Below are 17685 nucleotides of genomic sequence, written 5' to 3'. Positions count from 1 at the left end.
ACTCACTCCAGTCGCACCCGTAACTCCACTCAATCCAGTAGCTCCCGTAACTCCACTCAATCCAGTGGCTCCTGTGACTCCATTCAGTCCGGTTGCTCCGGTGACTCCATTCAGTCCAGTTGCGCCTGTAACTCCAGTTGCTCCCGTAACTCCTGTCACACCAGTCACGCCCGTTACACCTGTGACTCCAGTTACTCCTGTCACACCAGTCACACCCGTTACACCTGTGACTCCTGTGACTCCTGTCACACCAGTCACGCCCGTTACGCCTGTTACTCCAGTCACCCCAGATACTCCTGGCACACCTGGCACACCTGGAACACCTGGAACACCAGGAACGCCAGGCACCCCAGGAACACCCGGTACTCCCGGTACTCCGGGAACACCAGGAACACCTGGTACTCCTGCAGGGCCCTCCGGGCCTGTCGGACCTTTAACAATAAGTATTTTTCTTCCTCTATGGCCATCTCGAAGATCATTCGAATTTTCATTATAGGAGCCATAGACCCCTCTTACTATTGTTAGGTTTTGCAAATTTTTCTTTTTCATTTCATATTCTTCCTCCTCAGTTCAATACTTTATATTAAATACACTCCATTATTGGAACGGCGATTGCCCCTGTCCCTCTCCTTTAAAGCATGCTAATCACACAAAAAGAACCCGTTGCCAAAGCAACAGGTTCTTTTCCTTAACTATTCATCTCACTAATTAATTTATCTCATATTTATTCTACGCTTTTGAAATTCCCCGATAGCCTCGTAGAGAAGTCGTTCATTAAAATCGGGCCACAACGTTGGGGTATGCCACAGTTCAGACTTAGAAGATTGCCACAGCAACAAATTGCTCATTTGGTGTTCACCAATTGTCCTAATTAATAAATCTGGCGCTAAGCAATCATTAGTATATAAATAGGATTCAAATATCTCTTCTGTCAAATCTTCAATTATAAACCCCTTGCTACTTATACATCTATGCATTGCTTCAATAATATCTGAACGACCACCGTAATCTATCGCAAAATTCACAATCATTCCTTCGTTTCCTTCACTTAAACTATCAGGCTCAAGTATCATTTCCTGAATTTCTTTGGGATAACGATCTAGATTACCAATAAAGCGGAGACGAACATTATTATGTATAAATCTATTAATCATTCCATCTTCGTAAAATAGCTTAGGTAAATGAATGAGATAGTCCGTTGCATATTTAGAATTCATTAAATAATTAGAAGTGAAAGCATATAAAGTAAGACACTTTATATTAATCTGAATAGAAATCATTTCCTTCATATTCTTCATTCCAGCATAATATCCAGAGGGAGGGGGTAATTCTCTTATGTTCGCCCAATAACTATTTCCATCCATTATAATAGCAACATGTTCAGGCATGATTCCATTAATATCAAAATAATCTCCTATATCCACCTTATCGAAATCGTCTAACAATCGCATAACCCCCTCCTATTTAACTACGATCCATCTATTTTCGGTATGCCATTCACTTTCTCCTGTCTTCTCTAAACTCTCGGTAGGTAACTATTCATAAGCATGCTATTACAACATCTCGGGGCTCTTAAAATTAAACCAATACCATTTCTAACGATTATATTCTCTTCTAAGGATTGAAAACATCAATTGGTCTACGAATTCCCCCTTAATATTTAATTGTTCTCGTAGTGTTCCTTCCAAGGTCATTCCTAACTTCCTCATGACTTGAGCTGAACCTAAATTATCAAAATTACATCTACCTTCGATTCGATTTAATCCTAATTCTTCAAATCCATATTTAATAATGACTTCTGTAGCTTCCGTAATGATGCCTTTGCTCCAAAAATCATACGACAATGCAAATCCAATTTCTGCTCGTTTATGCACTTCATCCAAACTAACGAATCCGGTTCTTCCAATAATCTGGTTTGTTTCCTTGTTAAGGATACCCCAATGGTATGCGATGTGGTTTTCATAGTTTGCTATCACATTTCGGAGGTCCTATTGAATCTTCAATGGACGTATGCGTATTCCAAATCGTGAATCTCGTAACAGCCGGGTTAGATGCGAACTCATAATAATCACCCGCATCATCTACATTCAATTTTCTTAACACCAAACGTTGTGTTTCTAAAATGGGCGATTGTTCAAATAGTGTATTAATTATCATGTTTAGCACCTCGATTTACCGGTAAAGGTTATGCTCTTCCTTTTCCTTTTCTTAATGTATATCATTTTAGAATAATAGTATAAAATTTTCCATTATAATATATGTATTTTATATGAAGGAGCAATTTCATGAAATCTAGACCGTCCACCCGAATTTATTTTAAAATGTAGCTCCTATTTAGAGATAAATTCTTTACACGTCTGAGCTATTTCACTTCACAATAAAAGGAGCTTGCCTCAGAGATACTGAGGCAAGCTCCTTTTATTGTAAGTATATTTCACATTAGATAATCATGTATGGATAATAGGTAATCGTCGAATCAAAATCGTCGTTATTGAACTCTTTACCCCCCCAAGCGATTACGACAATTTTATTCGTATCCATCTCTTCTTCCAGACGGTTTGCTTCTTCTTCGGAGATTCCCATGGATCTCATCTTCGCCCGCAGTTCATCTCCTCGGGAACGAAAGATATTAGCAATCGCCGTGCCCACGCCTTCTTCATTCATTCCGATTTGCTCTGTATTGGTTTGCTCAGCTACACGGTCAGTTCTGTCCTTATCATGAGCAAGAACAAAAATACGATCTTCGTTGTATCCTTCGGACATAAATTTGTTCACCTGCGCCCGGACATCACCTGCACTATTTACGGTTTGAACTTTCGTCATACTCGTCATATTGTTTTCCATGGTTATTTCCTCCTTTAGTATTAAATGTTTTTTATTTTCATGTAAAGCATCATGCCATATGTATAACCTTAAAAGTAGAACGGTAAACGTGAGGCTGTAAAGCACGACCTCGATACTTAGTATGATCGGCAAGGGATTGAACAAGAAAAAGGCGCCTCCGATCCCGGGGACGCCCTTCCTGTAACTTACCCTAATCACACCTCTATCAAACTTCCTACACTTCTTTACGTCTGAAGTATAGCCACCCCGCAGTGAAGAAGACAATAAAGCTACCCACGACGGTAATCATCAAACTTTCAAAAGGAAGATTGAATGCCCCAAATGGATCATTACCATATATGGTGCTTTCTCCAGGAAGCGTAGCTAGGAAAGGCTGCGCCCAAGGATAATAGGGGCCGTATGTTGCGGAGTTAATGACCAACATATTGGGTATGGTTAACATGACATTCAGCGCAAGCGGTGCGGCAAAGCTATTCCACATCAGAGATACAGCAAGCTGCAACGCAGCAAGCGGTAAGCATGCTACCCAACCACCAATGATACTGCGGGCAAAGATATCCCACGGAAATGGATCATGAATTCCTTTAATGAATCCTAGAATTACTATGGCAGCTAGAAATAACAGCTGCATCATAGCCAGAAGCAAAGCAATCACCGTAAATTTAGCAACATAGACTCCCGTACGAGTCACGGGAAGTACAAGTAACTGCTTCCATCCCCCTCCCGCATGCTCATAACGACATATAAAGGCTGCAAATATACCCGACATAATTGGCATAAAGAGCATCGCGTGAAGCATACTTAATGAACCCAGTAGTGCAATCCACGGCTGAGGGGTATCCCCTACCTCTGATAATAAACCTATAATGAAGGCAAGGATTGGGCTAATAAACATAAGAAGTACCATATACGATCGAGACATCTTTAATCTCTCTGCCGACAGAACTCTTAACATGCTGCTCATGTTACTCCACATCCTTTCGACGGAAATGGCTGAGTCCAGCAATCCAGATGCATAATCCTAGTACAACACCAGCAATAACTGCTTAGTCGCCGAATCCATGATGGAGTAAGTAGGCCACGTCAAAGGGACGAAGGCTGGAAAATTCCCAGAAAAAAGAGATGCAATGGACGCCGTAATACCAATGGTAACGGGCAGCGCCTGATTCTTAATGATCAGGGACAACCATAGTTGAAATGCCAAAAGCGGTAATGCCGCTAAGAGGGGTAGAAACGTAAAGCTCAATAACTGCTGTATTGGAATCTCTGCCTTAAACTTCAAAGCTAAACCTAATATTATGGTGCCTCCCGAAAGTAGTAAACAGGATATCAGTAGTACAATAACTCCTAATAGATACTTGGAGGTAAATACAGCCGAACGTGATATAGGTAATGCCAGTAGCTGTTTCCATGAACCAGACTGATGCTCTACGTTAGCAATTAAAGATGCAATTAACGTCGAACCCATGAATAAGGCCAAAGGTACAAAGAAAGATAGCTGTTGAATAAGAGCTCCCCACAAATCAGAAGCGTTTAACTCCATCATATAATCATAGCGCAGCCCAAAATCAAGTGCCTGCATCGCAAGCAGTCCAACAGGACCTAGAAAGGCTAGAAACCATATGCCCTTCCTACGCATTTTAAGAAAGTCTGCCGACAACGCGCGTCCAAGCATCATAAGATGCCTCCCTGTCCGATAACCTGCATGAAAATATCCTCAAGCGATTTGCGGTTCTCCTCTACACGGTAGATGTCATGATGGTTATCCACGAGTCTTTTAATCACATTAGCAATCTGTTGATCACTCATTTTGGTCAACATCAATGCCCCTTTATTCAGCTCCCCACTATAACCTTCAGCATGAATTAACTGTAATGCCTCCTGCGGGTTAGATACCTTAAGCTGGAATCCACCAGCCGCCTGCTGCTGTAGGTTATGAATGGTATCCTGGAACACCATGACACCTTCTCGGATAATGCCGACGGTTCCGGCCATCTGCTCCACTTCAGAAAGTAAGTGACTTGATACCAGCACGGTAATTCCGTGCTGCTTCGGCATACTGCGAATCAGTTCCCGTATTTCATGAATTCCAGCGGGATCTAGGCCATTCGTAGGCTCATCAAGGATAAGTAGCTCAGGGCTTCCCAGTAGAGCGCTTGCTATCCCAAGGCGTTGTTTCATACCGAGCGAATAGCCTTTTACTGGACGCTTTGCTTCTTTAGTTAGCTGTACAATGTCTAGCACTTCATCAATTCGCGATTTGGGTACATCCAATATGCGGCGTATCGCCTCTAAATTCTGAACGGCTGTCAGATGCCCATAGTTAGAAGGATATTCAACCAAGGAGCCAACTTTACGCAGAATGTTCAGCTTCTCCTTTTTCAAGTCTTTGCCGAATAGATGGATGCTACCTTGAGATGGACGTATGAGTCCAAGCAGCATACGGATCGTTGTAGTCTTACCAGCCCATTGGGACCAAGAAAACCATAAATTTCCCCTTTAGCTATTTCTAAGTTCAAATTATTTACGGCATATCTACCGCGATATTTTTTATTTAAATTTCTTGTCTGAATGACGAGTTCACTCACCATAATCACCTCATGAACTATCTTACCGCCCCAAGGTTAAAACAGAGTCGTCCCAAGTTTAAATTTGGTTTAAAATTTCTCCGTATTTCAGTAAACTGCGGGATATAGATATACGCGAGTACCTTCGGCAGAGCTGCGGATGTCTAGTGCGATTTCCATTTCACGAGTCAAAAATTCCACTATCGCAAGGCCTATTCCAGCCCCATGGGCTGTCGTGGAGCCCTCGCCCAATTCTGGCTTTTCCCTTGCTATAGAAGCATCCATGCCTGCTCCATGATCTATAATAACAACTGCAAGGCTGCCATTTGGTAGTGATTCCGTATACACTCCGATATATTTGCCATCATGCGCATGGCGGAGTATGTTTTGAAATAGATTGTCTAGAATACGCCGGAACCACTGCGCATCAATCCACCAGTATAACGGCTCATCCTGCACTTGAATATCTACCTCGAATTGCTCCTTCTCCCACAGTGGATACCAAGCAGCAGCACTCTCACGTACCAGTCGAAGTACATCCATTCGCTCCGGCGTTAGCTTGTATTTTCCACTGGTTAGCAGATTGTACGAAAGTAGATTATCAATCAGTCCGCTTAAATCACTGATTTTGGACTCAGTCAGTTGCAGCAGCTCTCTTCCTTGATCCGAGAGAGGTTCCTTTTGCATAGAATACATATGACTACGTATGACTGTCAGCGGAGTCCGTAAATCATGAGATAAATTAGCTATCAATCGTTTGCGTAACCCTTCTTCCTCCCGCTCCCGTTGTAAACTACTACTCAGCTGTAACACCATTCCATTAAATGCATTCTCTAGCTGACCAATCTCATCTAATCTCTTCACCTTAATCGGCTGGGGGAGACCTTCCCCCCGGCTTAGTGTCATAGCAGCTTCTAGACGGAGCAGCCGTTTACGTATCCGTACAAAGAAAAGCCATGAAACCACAATGAATCCGATAAAAAATAAGAGAAATAACAAGATATAAATCATAATCCCGTTTAACGAATTATTGCTTTGTTGCCTTACCTCTGTCACCGAATAGGGTATCTCAAAGACCATGAATCCCCTACCTACAGAAGGTTTATCACCGATGAATGCAACGACAGCGTATACACTTGAGGCGCTTCTAGTCTTCATATAATCAATAGAGTAAGATGCACTCCAAATCTCAGGAAGGCTAGGCTGTACTGGCAGCTGAATTCGCGTCTTCCCTTGCTGATCAACCCAGAATAGATTAGCTTTACTGTATTTCTTCTTTAGTTCTCGAATTTTTGCTTCGATTTGAATATCTGAAGCGTAAGCAAGCTTGAGCGCCTCTTCATGCCACGTTTTCTCCAAGTTCCCCTTGGATACATAGGGGTTCTCTACACTTGTACTAGATGATGGATTTATAACAGTTCCTTGGAAAAGTCCGTATGCAATTAATGTCACCGGAAATACAATCGGAACAAAGAGCAAAGCGATTAATATAATGAATAAATAACGATATAACAATGAACTTCGAAACCGCGCAATCCTCCCTTTATTCTTCATGCTCGTACCCGGTAACCGACACCGCGAATCGTCTCAATAACTTCAGGTGCACTAGGATCTCGCTCCAGCTTCTCACGCAAATAACGAATATGTACCATAAGCGTCTTGTCACCATCTAAGTAGGGTTCGCCCCAAACACCTTCGTAAATTTGCTCTTTGGTCAGAATTTGACCCAAGTGGCGCAGCAAATAGGTGAATATTTGAAACTGCTTGCCTGTTAGCACAATTTCTTCACCTGTATCCCTGTTCATGATCCGTTTCTCTTGTTCATAGACCGATAAATGCTTGAGTTCAAGCGGCTCCGCGGTATAAGAGCCTGAACGGCGTAGCAATACCTCGATCCGCGCGGCAAGTTCATCTGGATGAAATGGTTTGGTTACATAATCATCGGCGAACTGTAGCCCTTCAAGCTTATCGTCAATGGAAGTTCTTGCAGATAACATGAGAATTGGAATATCTGGATAGGCCTTCTTTAGCCGCTGTCCGACCGTAAACCCATCGAGTCCGGGTAGCATTACATCGAGAATAACCAGCCTTGATTCAGCTGCATGTTCAACAGCTTGCTCGCCGCTTTTTAACCAAATCACCTTATATCCGCGCTCAGTTAAATCGAGCTGAACCCATTTACCAATTTCGACGTCGTCTTCAATGTATAAAATCTGGATATCCAATCGTATCACCCCTATTTCCAAGAACAATTTATAAAAGAAAATGCTTATTCTGCTTCACTTTTAATGGCTTTTTTCACTTGAATACTTCGTAAAACGCATGGTATATTTTAGGTGCAAATGAACCGTGAATTTAATTAGCTTATCCAACTTCTCAAATTTAAAGGCTATGTTATCTGAAATCAAGGTACATCCTCGACTATTATACCTTAGTCTGGGCTGTGCCTTTTTTGTAGGGGGAATTTGAAATGTTACTCGAAGCGATTTATCATCGTCCCAAACTGAACTGGTGCTATGCATACGATGAACATTCTGTTCACCTCAGAATTCGTACCAAGAAAAATGATATCACAACAGTAGCAACCTTAGCAGGAGACAAATATGCATGGTCACAAACCATGAAGAAAGTGCCCATGAACAAACTCACATCCGATGAATTGTTTGATTATTGGGAATGTGAAGTCGTTCCTCCTCACCGCAGACTTAAATATGGTTTTCAACTGGAACATGGTGAGGAGAAGCTCTGGATGACCGAATATGGATTTCTACATGAGCCCCCATCTAATCCAGATCGATTGTTTGAGTATCCATATATCAATCCTGTGGATGTCTTCAAGACACCCGCATGGGTCAAAGATGCTATATTCTATCAGATCTTCCTGAGCGGTTTGCCAATGGTGATGCATCTCTTGATCCTGTAGATGTCATGCCATGGGGTGGCAAACCTGAAAGGGATAACTTCTTCGGAGGCGACCTTCAAGGGGTCATCCATCATTTAGATCATCTATCGGAGCTGGGTGTGACTGCCGTCTATTTTACACCGATCTTCTCCGCGACAACTAACCATAAATACGACACGGAAGACTATATGAAGATCGACCCACAGTTTGGTGATATGGATAAGCTAAAACAGCTTGTATCGCTTTGCCATGAGCGGGGAATTCGTGTACTACTGGATGCCGTATTTAATCATTCGGGTAAAACATTCGCTCCATTCATCGATTTACAAGAAAATGGTGAGCATTCACGCTATAAGGACTGGTTCTACATTCATAAGTTTCCGATCGCTATCGAGAATGGAATTCCCACGTATGATACTTTCGCATTTGAACCACTCATGCCGAAGCTGAACACGGCGAATGAAGAGGTAAAAGCTTATCTATTACAGGTAGCCGAATATTGGATCAAGGAAGCGAATATCGATGGATGGCGTCTAGACGTGGCGAATGAGGTGGATCACCAATTCTGGCGTGATTTCCGTCAAGTGGTGAAGAAGGTCAAACCGGATGCTTATATTCTCGGCGAAATCTGGCATGAATCATCCACATGGCTGCAAGGAGACCAGTTCGACGCAGTGATGAACTACCCTTTCACCCATGCTGTGCATGATTTCTTCGTGGATCAGATATGCGATGCACAAGTGTTCGCAAATGCCATTGGACGCCAGCTCTCGCGGTATCCACGACAGGCAAACGAAGTCGCTTTTAACCTGCTAGACAGTCATGATACACCGCGCTTACTAAGTAAATGCGGTGATGATAAGCGCAAAATGAAGCTGGCGGCGCAGTTCCAATTCACATTCACGGGCACACCATGTATCTATTACGGTGATGAGGTTGGATTGACTGGGGGCGAGGACCCAGATTGCCGTAAGTGTATGGAGTGGGACCCTGCTAAGCAGGATCAAGAATTGTTCGCCTTTTATCAACAGCTCATTCAAATGCGCATGACATACAGCGCGTTGCGTAGCGGCAAGTTCACATTCCTTGCGGCAGAAGCCGGCAGTGCCAAGCTGGTGTATGCTCGGGAAGACAGCCATAACAAAATCATCATTATAATGAATAACAGCGATCAAGCTCAAACGATTGAGGTTGCAGTAAAGGAAGAGCACTGGGAGAATCTACACTAACGAGACTTTATGTTTAGATAGCGGTGGTGTTCTGCAAACTGAGCTTCAGCCATATGGATGCGCTATGTTTAGAGTGCTGAAATCATAATTTCATTGGAATACGAATCAGAATACAAAAAGAAGTTCTTCGAGGTAGTTACGCCGAGGAACTTCTTTTTGCTACATAACAGAATTTCTTCTCTTTTCCATCATTTAAACATCACTTAATATTCACCTTATAAGGACTTCTAATATAAGAAGGATAATTCATTATTGTAAAAGTTAGAGGCTGCTTATAAGCTTGATGATCTAAATAAAACATAGAGTGCTGCTCACCAGGTTTAGATGTTTCTACATAAGTACTCATCAATTTATCGTTATCTGCTGTTTTATAACGTTTCCCTGTCGCATCAGTAAACTCACTATCAAATAATGTATACATCATATGATCTTCAAGATCTATACCCTTTATAGCAAAATCGAGCTCCATATACGTGTTCATAGAACTCATCGTATTCAGTTTTATTTTCTCATCCGGTGCCTGAAGCAGCTTTCCCTTCTCTGTATCCATAACGACGGATGTTTTAGCTTTATCCAGTGCACGGAACCAGCTTCCTTCAACAGTCAACGACTTGGGCTCTTCATAATACGGACTCTCAAATTGGAACACCTGATGATTCTTCCCCATACTTCCTGTTGTTTGATTCCATACATTGCCCTTGTCATCGACTAATCGAATGTCTCCAGGCCAAAAAATTTGCATCGAATTATTTAGGTCATAATCCACATATAGAGAAATGCGCAATGGGGAAATGACCGCTTTAGCAAAGGTAATCTTCTGCCCTTCCATTTCAATGGTTTTCTTGAGCACATATTCCTGCTTCATTTCAGAGAATCTCGACTTATCAATCGGAAATGTAACGTTAAATTTAGTCTTGTTGACACTTGCTCCTGTAAGCTCTATGTTTAGCTTCACCTCATCAGGAAATGATTCCCCTTCCAAAAGTTGAAAATCTACTGTTTTATGCTGAACATCTGCCTTGTGAATACCCTCGTTCTGTTCATCGAGAAAGTTATACGAACTCATTGCAACTAACGCCTTGCCTGAAGCATCGGAGAGGGAGGTATTCTTAATTTGAACAGATTCATCTGTATTAGGTATTTGAACATCAAAGAATACAATCATACGCGCCTCATCAGCCATAATCCCTTGTACGGTAAGCTTCATTCCCTCGTGCTCTTCGGACACACCAACAGGTTGCACAAGCTTATTATCTAAGGCTAATCTAACACCTTTATCATATGAATGATTGATTAGCTTAACAAATTTTTGAAGCCCAGGAATATCGCTAACCATCGCTGCAAATACAGGCGAAACTCGGATTGTAAATAGACATGCGAATAAGAGGACGCTTGCCGTAATCACACTTGCTAGTCGTTTACGTCGTTGTTTTCTAAACGCTTTATTTAGATGCTCGCCTTGCTTAATTCCATCCCAAATCGCCTGCTCCACTCGATCAGCTATTTCAGCATCCATCTCCTGCTCAACTGGCCTACGCATGCTCTCCCTCCTTTCTAAATACAAGCCGAAGTTCCTTTAGGGCTTTGTTCAGCCAAGTCTTCACTGTACCTTCCGGTTTTTCTAGTAATCTCGCAATCTCACTTAACGTCATATCCTCATAATATTTAAGAATGATGATGTGGCGTAGTTTAGGAGCAAGCTGATCCATTGCAATCTTAAGACTAATACTGGCATCCAGTTCAAGATCAACGGCAAGCGGCTCGGTTATGCGGAATAAAGGCATGATGTGGTGACGCCGTTTTTGTTCGTCAATGCATATTCGAATAAGAATGCGTATAAACCAAGTTTGAAAATATTTAGGTTCCTTTAGCTTGGAAAGATGGGTAAAGGCTCTACAGGTCGCTTCTTGAATAGCCTCTAACGCATCCGATTCATTCTTTAGATATGCAAAGGCGATAGAGTAGATTTTTTTCTTATTGGAACTTACCAGTTGGTGAAAAGCACCGGGATCACCACGCTGCGCTGCGCTCACCCATTCTTCCGTAGACAATCCCTCACTCCTTCCCTTTTTATTCCATTAATTATTAGACTGCCAAATCCATAAAACAGTTTTAATAAAAAAAAAATAGCCTACCGACCAAGTAAATAAACTTGTCCCATAGGCTCAATACATAGAAAGGAAGCTGTTAACCGAAGTAACCCAACTACCTTTAGGCTTACCCCATTCATATTGGTCAGACGTACATCAAGAAGTGTCTCACCAACCTCATTTGCCTTGCAGTATTCGACCGCTTCGCTTCCATTTACTACCGTAGCAGTTACTTCAAATTCTTCAAATATACTGAGAATAATCTTCAATTCCGAATGAATGAATTATCGTCCGCAATTAGGACTTTTATTGTTCATGGTTACTTAAGCTAAGCTATCCATACCGCGGATTCGCATAAAATTATGATCATGCCAGATCCGCGGCTAACTTTCATATGAAATAGCTTATCTATGTCATTCTAATAATCTCTATGCGAATTGCGTGATAACCAAATGTGCTGAAACAGACCTTGTTCCACCAGCGACAGGAGTCATGGTTAGTGCAGTAGAGTTACCAGCAGGATTTCGTACAGTCAGTATGGAGTTGATTACTGTTGTTTGCACAAGAGCCATTCCTAGCATCTGAGAAGTACCTGTTGCCCGCCCTACCACCGTATAAGCAAGATCAGCGCCATTTAGAGTTAGTATCAGCTGGCCCGCTTCGGTCACACTACATTGAAACAAGATCTGATAAGTGCCAATTGCAGCCAAATTAAAGGAACTAGGACTAGTACGAGTAATAGAAGACCCGCTAGTAGGTCCATCTTGTGGGAAACTCACGTCTGTACCTGGAGCAACTGTGGCTGCATTATCCGGAGGCATCAGTGCAAAGAAATCCGCAAAATTTAATATTCCACCTGCTGTTCCTGTTGCTCCGGTTGCTCCTGCGGGTCCGATTGCTCCCGTTGCTCCGGTTGCTCCCGCTGGGCCTGCCACTCCCGTTGCTCCGGTTGGGCCGGTAGCTCCTGTTGGTCCCCCTGCTGGTCCTGCAGCTCCAGTTACTCCTGTTGCTCCAGTTACTCCCGCCGGTCCAGCGACTCCCGTTGGTCCCGCCGGTCCGGTGATACCCGTTGCTACTCCTGCTGGTCCCGTTGCACCTGGTAATCCTGCCACTCCTGCTGGTCCAGGCGGACCCATCAGACCTTGCGGTCCCGTCGGGCCAACAACCGTTGGACTTATAATGTTTACTTCAGGTGGAGGGCATGTGACCTTTACAATTTTCTTGATAAATCTTCGCCGGCATTTCTTCCTTCTTCCTTTCGGAGGGCAAACAATTACGGTTTTCTTCGTACACCTTCTCTGTTCATCATGACAACTCAACCACGACACCTCCCTATAAAGATGGTTTAGTGTACGTGACTATTTAGTTTTAGGGATGGACTAATATCTATTTTTAAGCAAGATTGTAGCTATTTTTACAAAAATAGGTTAATGATAGGTAGTTTCGCCTTTGGTTAAATGTAAGACATACTGATTTTACTTATAAAACTTACTTAAGCGTCTGTAATATAGCCAAGTTCTACATGTAAAAAAACCCAAAAAGACAAGCGTACTCCACCATATCAACATACTAATGATTTGTTTCTGATCCAGCATTTGATATAACTTTAAGTCTAAACTTGCTTTCGTATTCAGTATATTTATTAGAATAATCGGGATAAACATACTGGAATACATTATGCAATGCGCCTTGCCAATTTTAATTGATTAAATCTATCACTATATAGTTGTGGTCGTTCTTCACCTTCCAGGTAATCAAGCTCCATACGACCCACTTTTGAAACAATGAACTAGAGATAAATACAATTTCCCATCCAGCTTCACGATGTATATTGAAATAGCTCCGATCTGCCCTATGCTTGAAATCAGCGCAGTAACTTACCCTACGGGATTCCCCCTTCATAAAATAAAAAACAGCTCCTGAGTCACTCACACGATATAAATTATGCCCCTGTTCTTCCATGCCCTCAAGCCATTTCTCAAGCTGGTCTGGTGCATACACCCATCCAATTTTCCACTTCACGATAAGCCGACCTGACCGCTTTAACTTCTTTTCTTCATCTTTATTAAACTTGACTTGTAAGCTGGGGACTTTATCTTGGAACTTTCTTAATTGTATGTATTCTCCTGATAATTTCTTGTTCGTCTTATTTATTGTAATAATTGTAGTGGTGTATGTTAAAAACATTAAAATACTGGCGTAAATATACATCAACATCGAGTTATGTTTAACTACACCCTCACGCACAGGAAAGGTCTTTAATTTTCCCAATGGCTTTTCATTCATTGTTACAATCCATTTCCCGCGCTTTAATACCTTACTCATCCAGCTAAGTCTAATTTTCTTCAGATTTGAGTTAATTTCCATTACTATCCCTTTTATTTTTTTATCTCAAATGGATCATATAATTCCATACTTACAGGTATGCTTCTCTTTAAAGATTCATATAGAACCTGTCCAATTATCTGCCATTTCTGTTCATCAATAATTGTGTTAGATAGGCTTCTCTATGCTCTGGAATAATTATTCTGGAACTTTCGAATATTCCGTTACCATCAAGTTTACTCAATATAACCACCACCTAATTTGCGAACGTTTGTTTGTATTATAACTAAGAATATGAACCTAAAGCAAGCTACAACAGAACGTTGATACGTTGAACTAACTTTATCCAGGGCGTGAGTATCTGCAGCTGCTGCCATCACCAGGCCCCTCATGTTCCTTCTTAGTCATGCATAATGCAACCATGCATAATACTCTTCTTTAGTAACTAGTCGTATGTCCCAAAAAGGAATCCAACGCTCAAAAACCATATCTATGAATCCAGTAGGGCGTAAAATAAATTGAATTTTAGCATGATGGAAATAAACCGCAACCAATCTCCCTGCATAACCCCCGTAGGAATTCCCCTCCATTCCTTCCCTTACTACAACCCAATCCCCCACAATCATGCTTACTGGTCTCCTGTATAAGTCATTTAAGGTCCTGTATACAACTTAATATTCAATATGTTGTATCTTATCTACCATTCTGAAATACTAGAATTTATCTTCGATTTCAGACAGTTCTTGCATAAGTCCAGCGATACCAGGCTTATAGTTCAGGCTTTGATAATCTTCAATGCTTCCACTCTTCGAAGGATTTATCCATAAGATATTTCCGTCGCGCTCCTCGTGGTTCAAATTAACCTCAAAATCAAATTTCTTATAAAAATATTCGTTCCGATCTATATGGTCCCAATCCACACCAGAGATCCAACCAGTTACATATTTGATGGTATAAGGCTTCGTTCGATAAGAAGAAACATAGCCTTCATAAAAATCGAACCATAGCCTCTATTAGTATCTGAATCTTCCATCCTAATATCTGCAATTTCCAATATCTCATACTTCTTTTTATAGATTAGGTACATTGAAGGTGTAATAGATTCGTTCCCTTCTACTGAAAAAATTTTGCTGCGAAGGGCTATATTCACTCCATCCTCATCCATCCGCTGGCGGTAGACAATGATGTTATCCCCTTTTGAGGTTGTCTCAGACAATATAGCTTCGTTTCCAAGAGCACTCAATTCCTTTAACCAATATGACAATTCAAATGCTGTATCCTTCTTTTTCTGAAGTGGATATTTTTTAGATTGACCAGAAAAAATGTCTTCTAACATCTCTTTAAATATATCGACCATCTGCTTCGTTTCCTTCCATTTATAGCTCATCAGCAAAGGCATACACACTCATTCATATGTAGATTTGTTTTATAATCGATATGGCCCGATCCTGATCCTAATTTATTTTAAATTAATCTGCCAAACTATTTTATCCTTATCCTTAATCTTCATAGTTCCTACCACATCAAATTTTTCAATAATCCAATTAGGTAGTGTTATATCGGGTACTCTAGATGTTACAACTATCATTCTTTGAGCCTTATCGTATGTAATGCCTAAGTAGTCTTTTTCTCCCTTATATCCACCCGGAGCATAATGATCCGATAAAACAACAGCTTTCGGAACCTCTTCTCCTACAAAAAAATAGGTAGGCTGTTCTATTAGCAAACATATTGCTTTATATTGTTCTTCTTCGGATCTACCACGTGGGTAAATTACGCCTGCAGCTTTCAAAACTTCTGCCTCTTCAACAAGAGGTTCAATTTTAGATTTATGTAGACCTTCGCACTCACCACTCATCCAGGTAATGATATAAACATCCTCTTCATCTTCATCTATACCTTCATATTCAAAAGACCAGATTTCACCCTGTACTACTGCATCATAGGTCTTTCCAATTTCAAACTTTTTCATAAATAATTACGCCCCTTATAATAATTGAAAATTTTTATCTTATTCCACCGCATCCTCCAGATCCTCCACACTCGGAGTGGTGTAGACCATGGTCATCTTATTTTCCCCATGGTAATAGCGAGGAAGCTCAAGCCAAGGCTCTTTCACAGTCTCTTCTTAAGCAGATCTCTAATAGATGAAATAGTTTCTTCAGGTTGTACTTGTTCAATTTTTGATAAAAAGGTAAATCCCTCACCATTCTTTACGTTGGGATCAGCACCAGCATCTATCAGTAATCCAGCCAATTCAACCATTAAATCCGTTGGAACACCGCCTCTACCTGCCATTAATATTAGTGGCGTTTCTTGATAAATATTTGTCGAGTTTGGATCTAATCCCTCTTTCAACAACAGTTTAATAGCGTATGGGTTAACCATATCAGCTGCTTCTAGTAAAGCACTATTACCGCTGTATGATGTGTGATGAATATCTGCTCCTTGATTTATAAGGTAATCAATAATCTCTTTCTTGCTATTCATTGCATAAAGGAAAGGAGAGTATCCAAGTTTGGTGTCTATTTTATTTATAAGCTTGTCATTTTTAGAAAGTATGGCTGTAACTTTATTCAAGTCATTATCCATAATAGCAACGTTCAGTTCATGATATTTAGAAATCGATTCATCCTCTTTTGTATCATCTTTTGTACATCCAGATAATAGGATTGTCATTATTATCAGAAAACATATGTATCTCCTCATTTTTTAAAACTCCTATTCCACGCTAGTTAGGTTTTAGGATTCCAAATACAGGATTGTATAAATTATCGTCATTTCATAGATGTACAGTCCTGTTTATAGTGTCCACTCAACAATGTTACTGCCTCTAAATCCTCTGTACCAGGTGTGGCTTCGTCCTTCACTTTTGCTGTTCATCTAATTTACTCTCTATAAACCCGTAACGTCTTCACAATGAAATCCAACTTTCTGTTAGTTCTATTCCATCAACTCTCACAGAATTTGAGATTGTTCTATCGGGTTGTCAGTGGGCAACTTATAATGTAGCTATACTCTACAAATTTTACTCGATCGTGCCGAAAATAAAAAAAGGGGGAGCTATATTATATATGAAAAAACTGTTCTGGATCATGTTTTTGGCGTGTTTCTTGGGTGGCGTAGTATTAACCATTGGTAGCGAAATAAATGAAAAGAGGTATTCTTCATTAACTTCAACAGCAACGGAATCGTTTATTAGTACAATAGGTTCTGATACATATTTAGAATACGTTGGTGAAGTAAGTGATAATGAAGCAGTTCTATGGATGCCTGTTTCCAAGTTTTACACTTACGAAGAAGGAAAGCGAAATTTTGAAAAATTGGTAAAAACAGACGGATTTTTCTTTTGTTATTTAAAAGATAAAGACAAACTGTACTTTATTGGCAAAGGAAGCAGAAGTATTTCAAAGGATGCTTATGACACAAATGTGACTGTACAACCACTATATTCAATTTACAGTGAAGAAAAAATTAAAACAATACAACTGAAATTTCTAGAAAAGCACACTAACCAAGTTGAGTTGTATGGAGAGATTAAGTTGTAAAGGCTGATAAATTTTATTCGGCGAAGCTAGTAGACGGAATTTGTCTTTGGCAGAGGAAGTCAAAATATTTGTAAGCAAAGAGTTCTGCCCTAGGAAATTATCTTCCCTGTCTCCAGTGTGTTTTTCGTCATTATTCGTAACAGAATGTATATTCTGTTACGAATAGAATTTATAAAAAAG

General features: G+C 40.8%; 20 protein-coding genes and 3 pseudogenes. 2 read left to right on the top strand and 21 right to left on the bottom strand.

Translation table 11 applies throughout. The features are described from left to right. From JCM16418_RS26435 to JCM16418_RS18075, 10 genes and pseudogenes are all read right to left on the bottom strand, one after another. Positions 1–549, bottom strand: a pseudogene (locus JCM16418_RS26435) (hypothetical protein); the annotation flags it as partial. Positions 550–713: 164 nt separating this feature from the next. Further along, a complete protein-coding gene (gene uppS, locus JCM16418_RS18110) occupies positions 714–1451 on the bottom strand; it encodes a polyprenyl diphosphate synthase (RefSeq protein WP_052020502.1) in 738 nt (245 codons plus the stop codon). A 144-nt stretch (positions 1452–1595) separates the two neighbouring features. Further along, positions 1596–1976 carry a GNAT family N-acetyltransferase gene (locus JCM16418_RS18105; protein ID WP_081765499.1) on the bottom strand — a complete coding sequence of 127 codons (381 nt, stop codon included), beginning with the start codon at positions 1974–1976 and terminating at the stop codon, positions 1596–1598. Beyond that, complete coding sequence (locus JCM16418_RS24410) at positions 1960–2157, bottom strand: GNAT family N-acetyltransferase (RefSeq protein ID WP_081765498.1); 198 nt, start codon at positions 2155–2157, stop codon at positions 1960–1962. The genes JCM16418_RS18105 and JCM16418_RS24410 overlap by 17 nt, the downstream gene beginning before the upstream one ends. A 282-nt stretch (positions 2158–2439) precedes the next feature. After that, positions 2440–2844, bottom strand: coding sequence for a YflT domain-containing protein (locus JCM16418_RS18100; RefSeq protein WP_036651796.1), 405 nt, complete (start codon positions 2842–2844; stop codon positions 2440–2442). Positions 2845–3058: 214 nt separating this feature from the next. Then, entirely contained in the window at positions 3059–3808 is a 750-nt protein-coding gene (locus tag JCM16418_RS18095; RefSeq protein ID WP_036651795.1) for an ABC transporter permease, read from the bottom strand. 57 nt (positions 3809–3865) lie between these two features. Next, complete coding sequence (locus JCM16418_RS18090; RefSeq protein WP_242403896.1) at positions 3866–4522, bottom strand: ABC transporter permease; 657 nt, start codon at positions 4520–4522, stop codon at positions 3866–3868. Beyond that, positions 4519–5286 carry an ATP-binding cassette domain-containing protein gene (locus tag JCM16418_RS18085; protein ID WP_373280730.1) on the bottom strand — a complete coding sequence of 256 codons (768 nt, stop codon included), beginning with the start codon at positions 5284–5286 and terminating at the stop codon, positions 4519–4521. The genes JCM16418_RS18090 and JCM16418_RS18085 overlap by 4 nt, the downstream gene beginning before the upstream one ends. Before the next feature lie 233 nt (positions 5287–5519). Next, a complete protein-coding gene (locus tag JCM16418_RS18080) occupies positions 5520–6965 on the bottom strand; it encodes a HAMP domain-containing sensor histidine kinase (RefSeq protein WP_036651793.1) in 1446 nt (481 codons plus the stop codon). Beyond that, positions 6962–7636, bottom strand: a complete 675-nt coding sequence (locus tag JCM16418_RS18075; RefSeq protein ID WP_036651791.1) for a response regulator transcription factor — start codon at positions 7634–7636, stop codon at positions 6962–6964. The genes JCM16418_RS18080 and JCM16418_RS18075 overlap by 4 nt, the downstream gene beginning before the upstream one ends. Before the next feature lie 245 nt (positions 7637–7881). On the opposite strand from JCM16418_RS18075, the pseudogene JCM16418_RS18070 reads away from it, so the two are divergent. Next, positions 7882–9630, top strand: a pseudogene (locus JCM16418_RS18070) (alpha-glycosidase). A gap of 111 nt (positions 9631–9741) precedes the next feature. On the opposite strand, the gene JCM16418_RS18065 reads toward JCM16418_RS18070, so the two are convergent. From JCM16418_RS18065 to JCM16418_RS18020, 11 genes and pseudogenes are all read right to left on the bottom strand, one after another. After that, a complete protein-coding gene (locus JCM16418_RS18065; RefSeq protein ID WP_036651789.1) occupies positions 9742–11082 on the bottom strand; it encodes a DUF4179 domain-containing protein in 1341 nt (446 codons plus the stop codon). Next, positions 11075–11593, bottom strand: coding sequence for a sigma-70 family RNA polymerase sigma factor (locus JCM16418_RS18060; protein ID WP_036651786.1), 519 nt, complete (start codon positions 11591–11593; stop codon positions 11075–11077). Before JCM16418_RS18060 ends, JCM16418_RS18065 begins: the two co-directional genes overlap by 8 nt. A 167-nt stretch (positions 11594–11760) precedes the next feature. Next, a pseudogene (locus tag JCM16418_RS24405) lies at positions 11761–11942 on the bottom strand (response regulator); the annotation flags it as partial. Positions 11943–12060: 118 nt separating this feature from the next. After that, complete coding sequence (locus JCM16418_RS23945; RefSeq protein ID WP_277912102.1) at positions 12061–12960, bottom strand: collagen-like domain-containing protein; 900 nt, start codon at positions 12958–12960, stop codon at positions 12061–12063. A 370-nt stretch (positions 12961–13330) separates the two neighbouring features. After that, positions 13331–13999 (bottom strand): DUF2812 domain-containing protein, encoded by a 669-nt coding sequence (locus tag JCM16418_RS18045; RefSeq protein WP_052020497.1) that lies wholly within the window; start codon positions 13997–13999, stop codon positions 13331–13333. Between the two features lie 194 nt (positions 14000–14193). Next, positions 14194–14334: a hypothetical protein gene (locus tag JCM16418_RS25065; protein WP_156327234.1), complete on the bottom strand. Its 141-nt coding sequence runs from the start codon at positions 14332–14334 to the stop codon at positions 14194–14196. Between the two features lie 27 nt (positions 14335–14361). Next, positions 14362–14583 carry a hypothetical protein gene (locus JCM16418_RS18040; protein ID WP_036651783.1) on the bottom strand — a complete coding sequence of 74 codons (222 nt, stop codon included), beginning with the start codon at positions 14581–14583 and terminating at the stop codon, positions 14362–14364. Positions 14584–14670: 87 nt separating this feature from the next. After that, positions 14671–14877 (bottom strand): hypothetical protein, encoded by a 207-nt coding sequence (locus JCM16418_RS18035; protein WP_036651781.1) that lies wholly within the window; start codon positions 14875–14877, stop codon positions 14671–14673. Positions 14878–14894: 17 nt separating this feature from the next. Continuing rightward, positions 14895–15314: a hypothetical protein gene (locus JCM16418_RS18030; RefSeq protein WP_158442446.1), complete on the bottom strand. Its 420-nt coding sequence runs from the start codon at positions 15312–15314 to the stop codon at positions 14895–14897. Positions 15315–15416: 102 nt separating this feature from the next. Beyond that, positions 15417–15929 carry a P-loop NTPase family protein gene (locus JCM16418_RS18025; protein ID WP_036651777.1) on the bottom strand — a complete coding sequence of 171 codons (513 nt, stop codon included), beginning with the start codon at positions 15927–15929 and terminating at the stop codon, positions 15417–15419. A 143-nt stretch (positions 15930–16072) separates the two neighbouring features. Beyond that, positions 16073–16636, bottom strand: coding sequence for an ankyrin repeat domain-containing protein (locus JCM16418_RS18020; RefSeq protein ID WP_036651775.1), 564 nt, complete (start codon positions 16634–16636; stop codon positions 16073–16075). A gap of 395 nt (positions 16637–17031) precedes the next feature. Between JCM16418_RS18020 and JCM16418_RS18015 the strand changes: the two genes are divergently transcribed. Next, the gene (locus JCM16418_RS18015) at positions 17032–17505 is read left to right on the top strand and encodes a hypothetical protein (protein ID WP_036651773.1); all 474 of its coding nucleotides are present in this window, start codon (positions 17032–17034) and stop codon (positions 17503–17505) included. The last annotated feature ends 180 nt before the right edge of the window (positions 17506–17685 follow it).

Origin of the sequence: Paenibacillus pini JCM 16418 (genome assembly GCF_000576305.1) — a bacterium.
Classification (GTDB): domain Bacteria; phylum Bacillota; class Bacilli; order Paenibacillales; family Paenibacillaceae; genus Paenibacillus_AQ; species Paenibacillus_AQ pini.
Note: the sequence above shows the minus strand (reverse complement) of the source record. Positions and strands in the feature narration are given on the sequence as shown.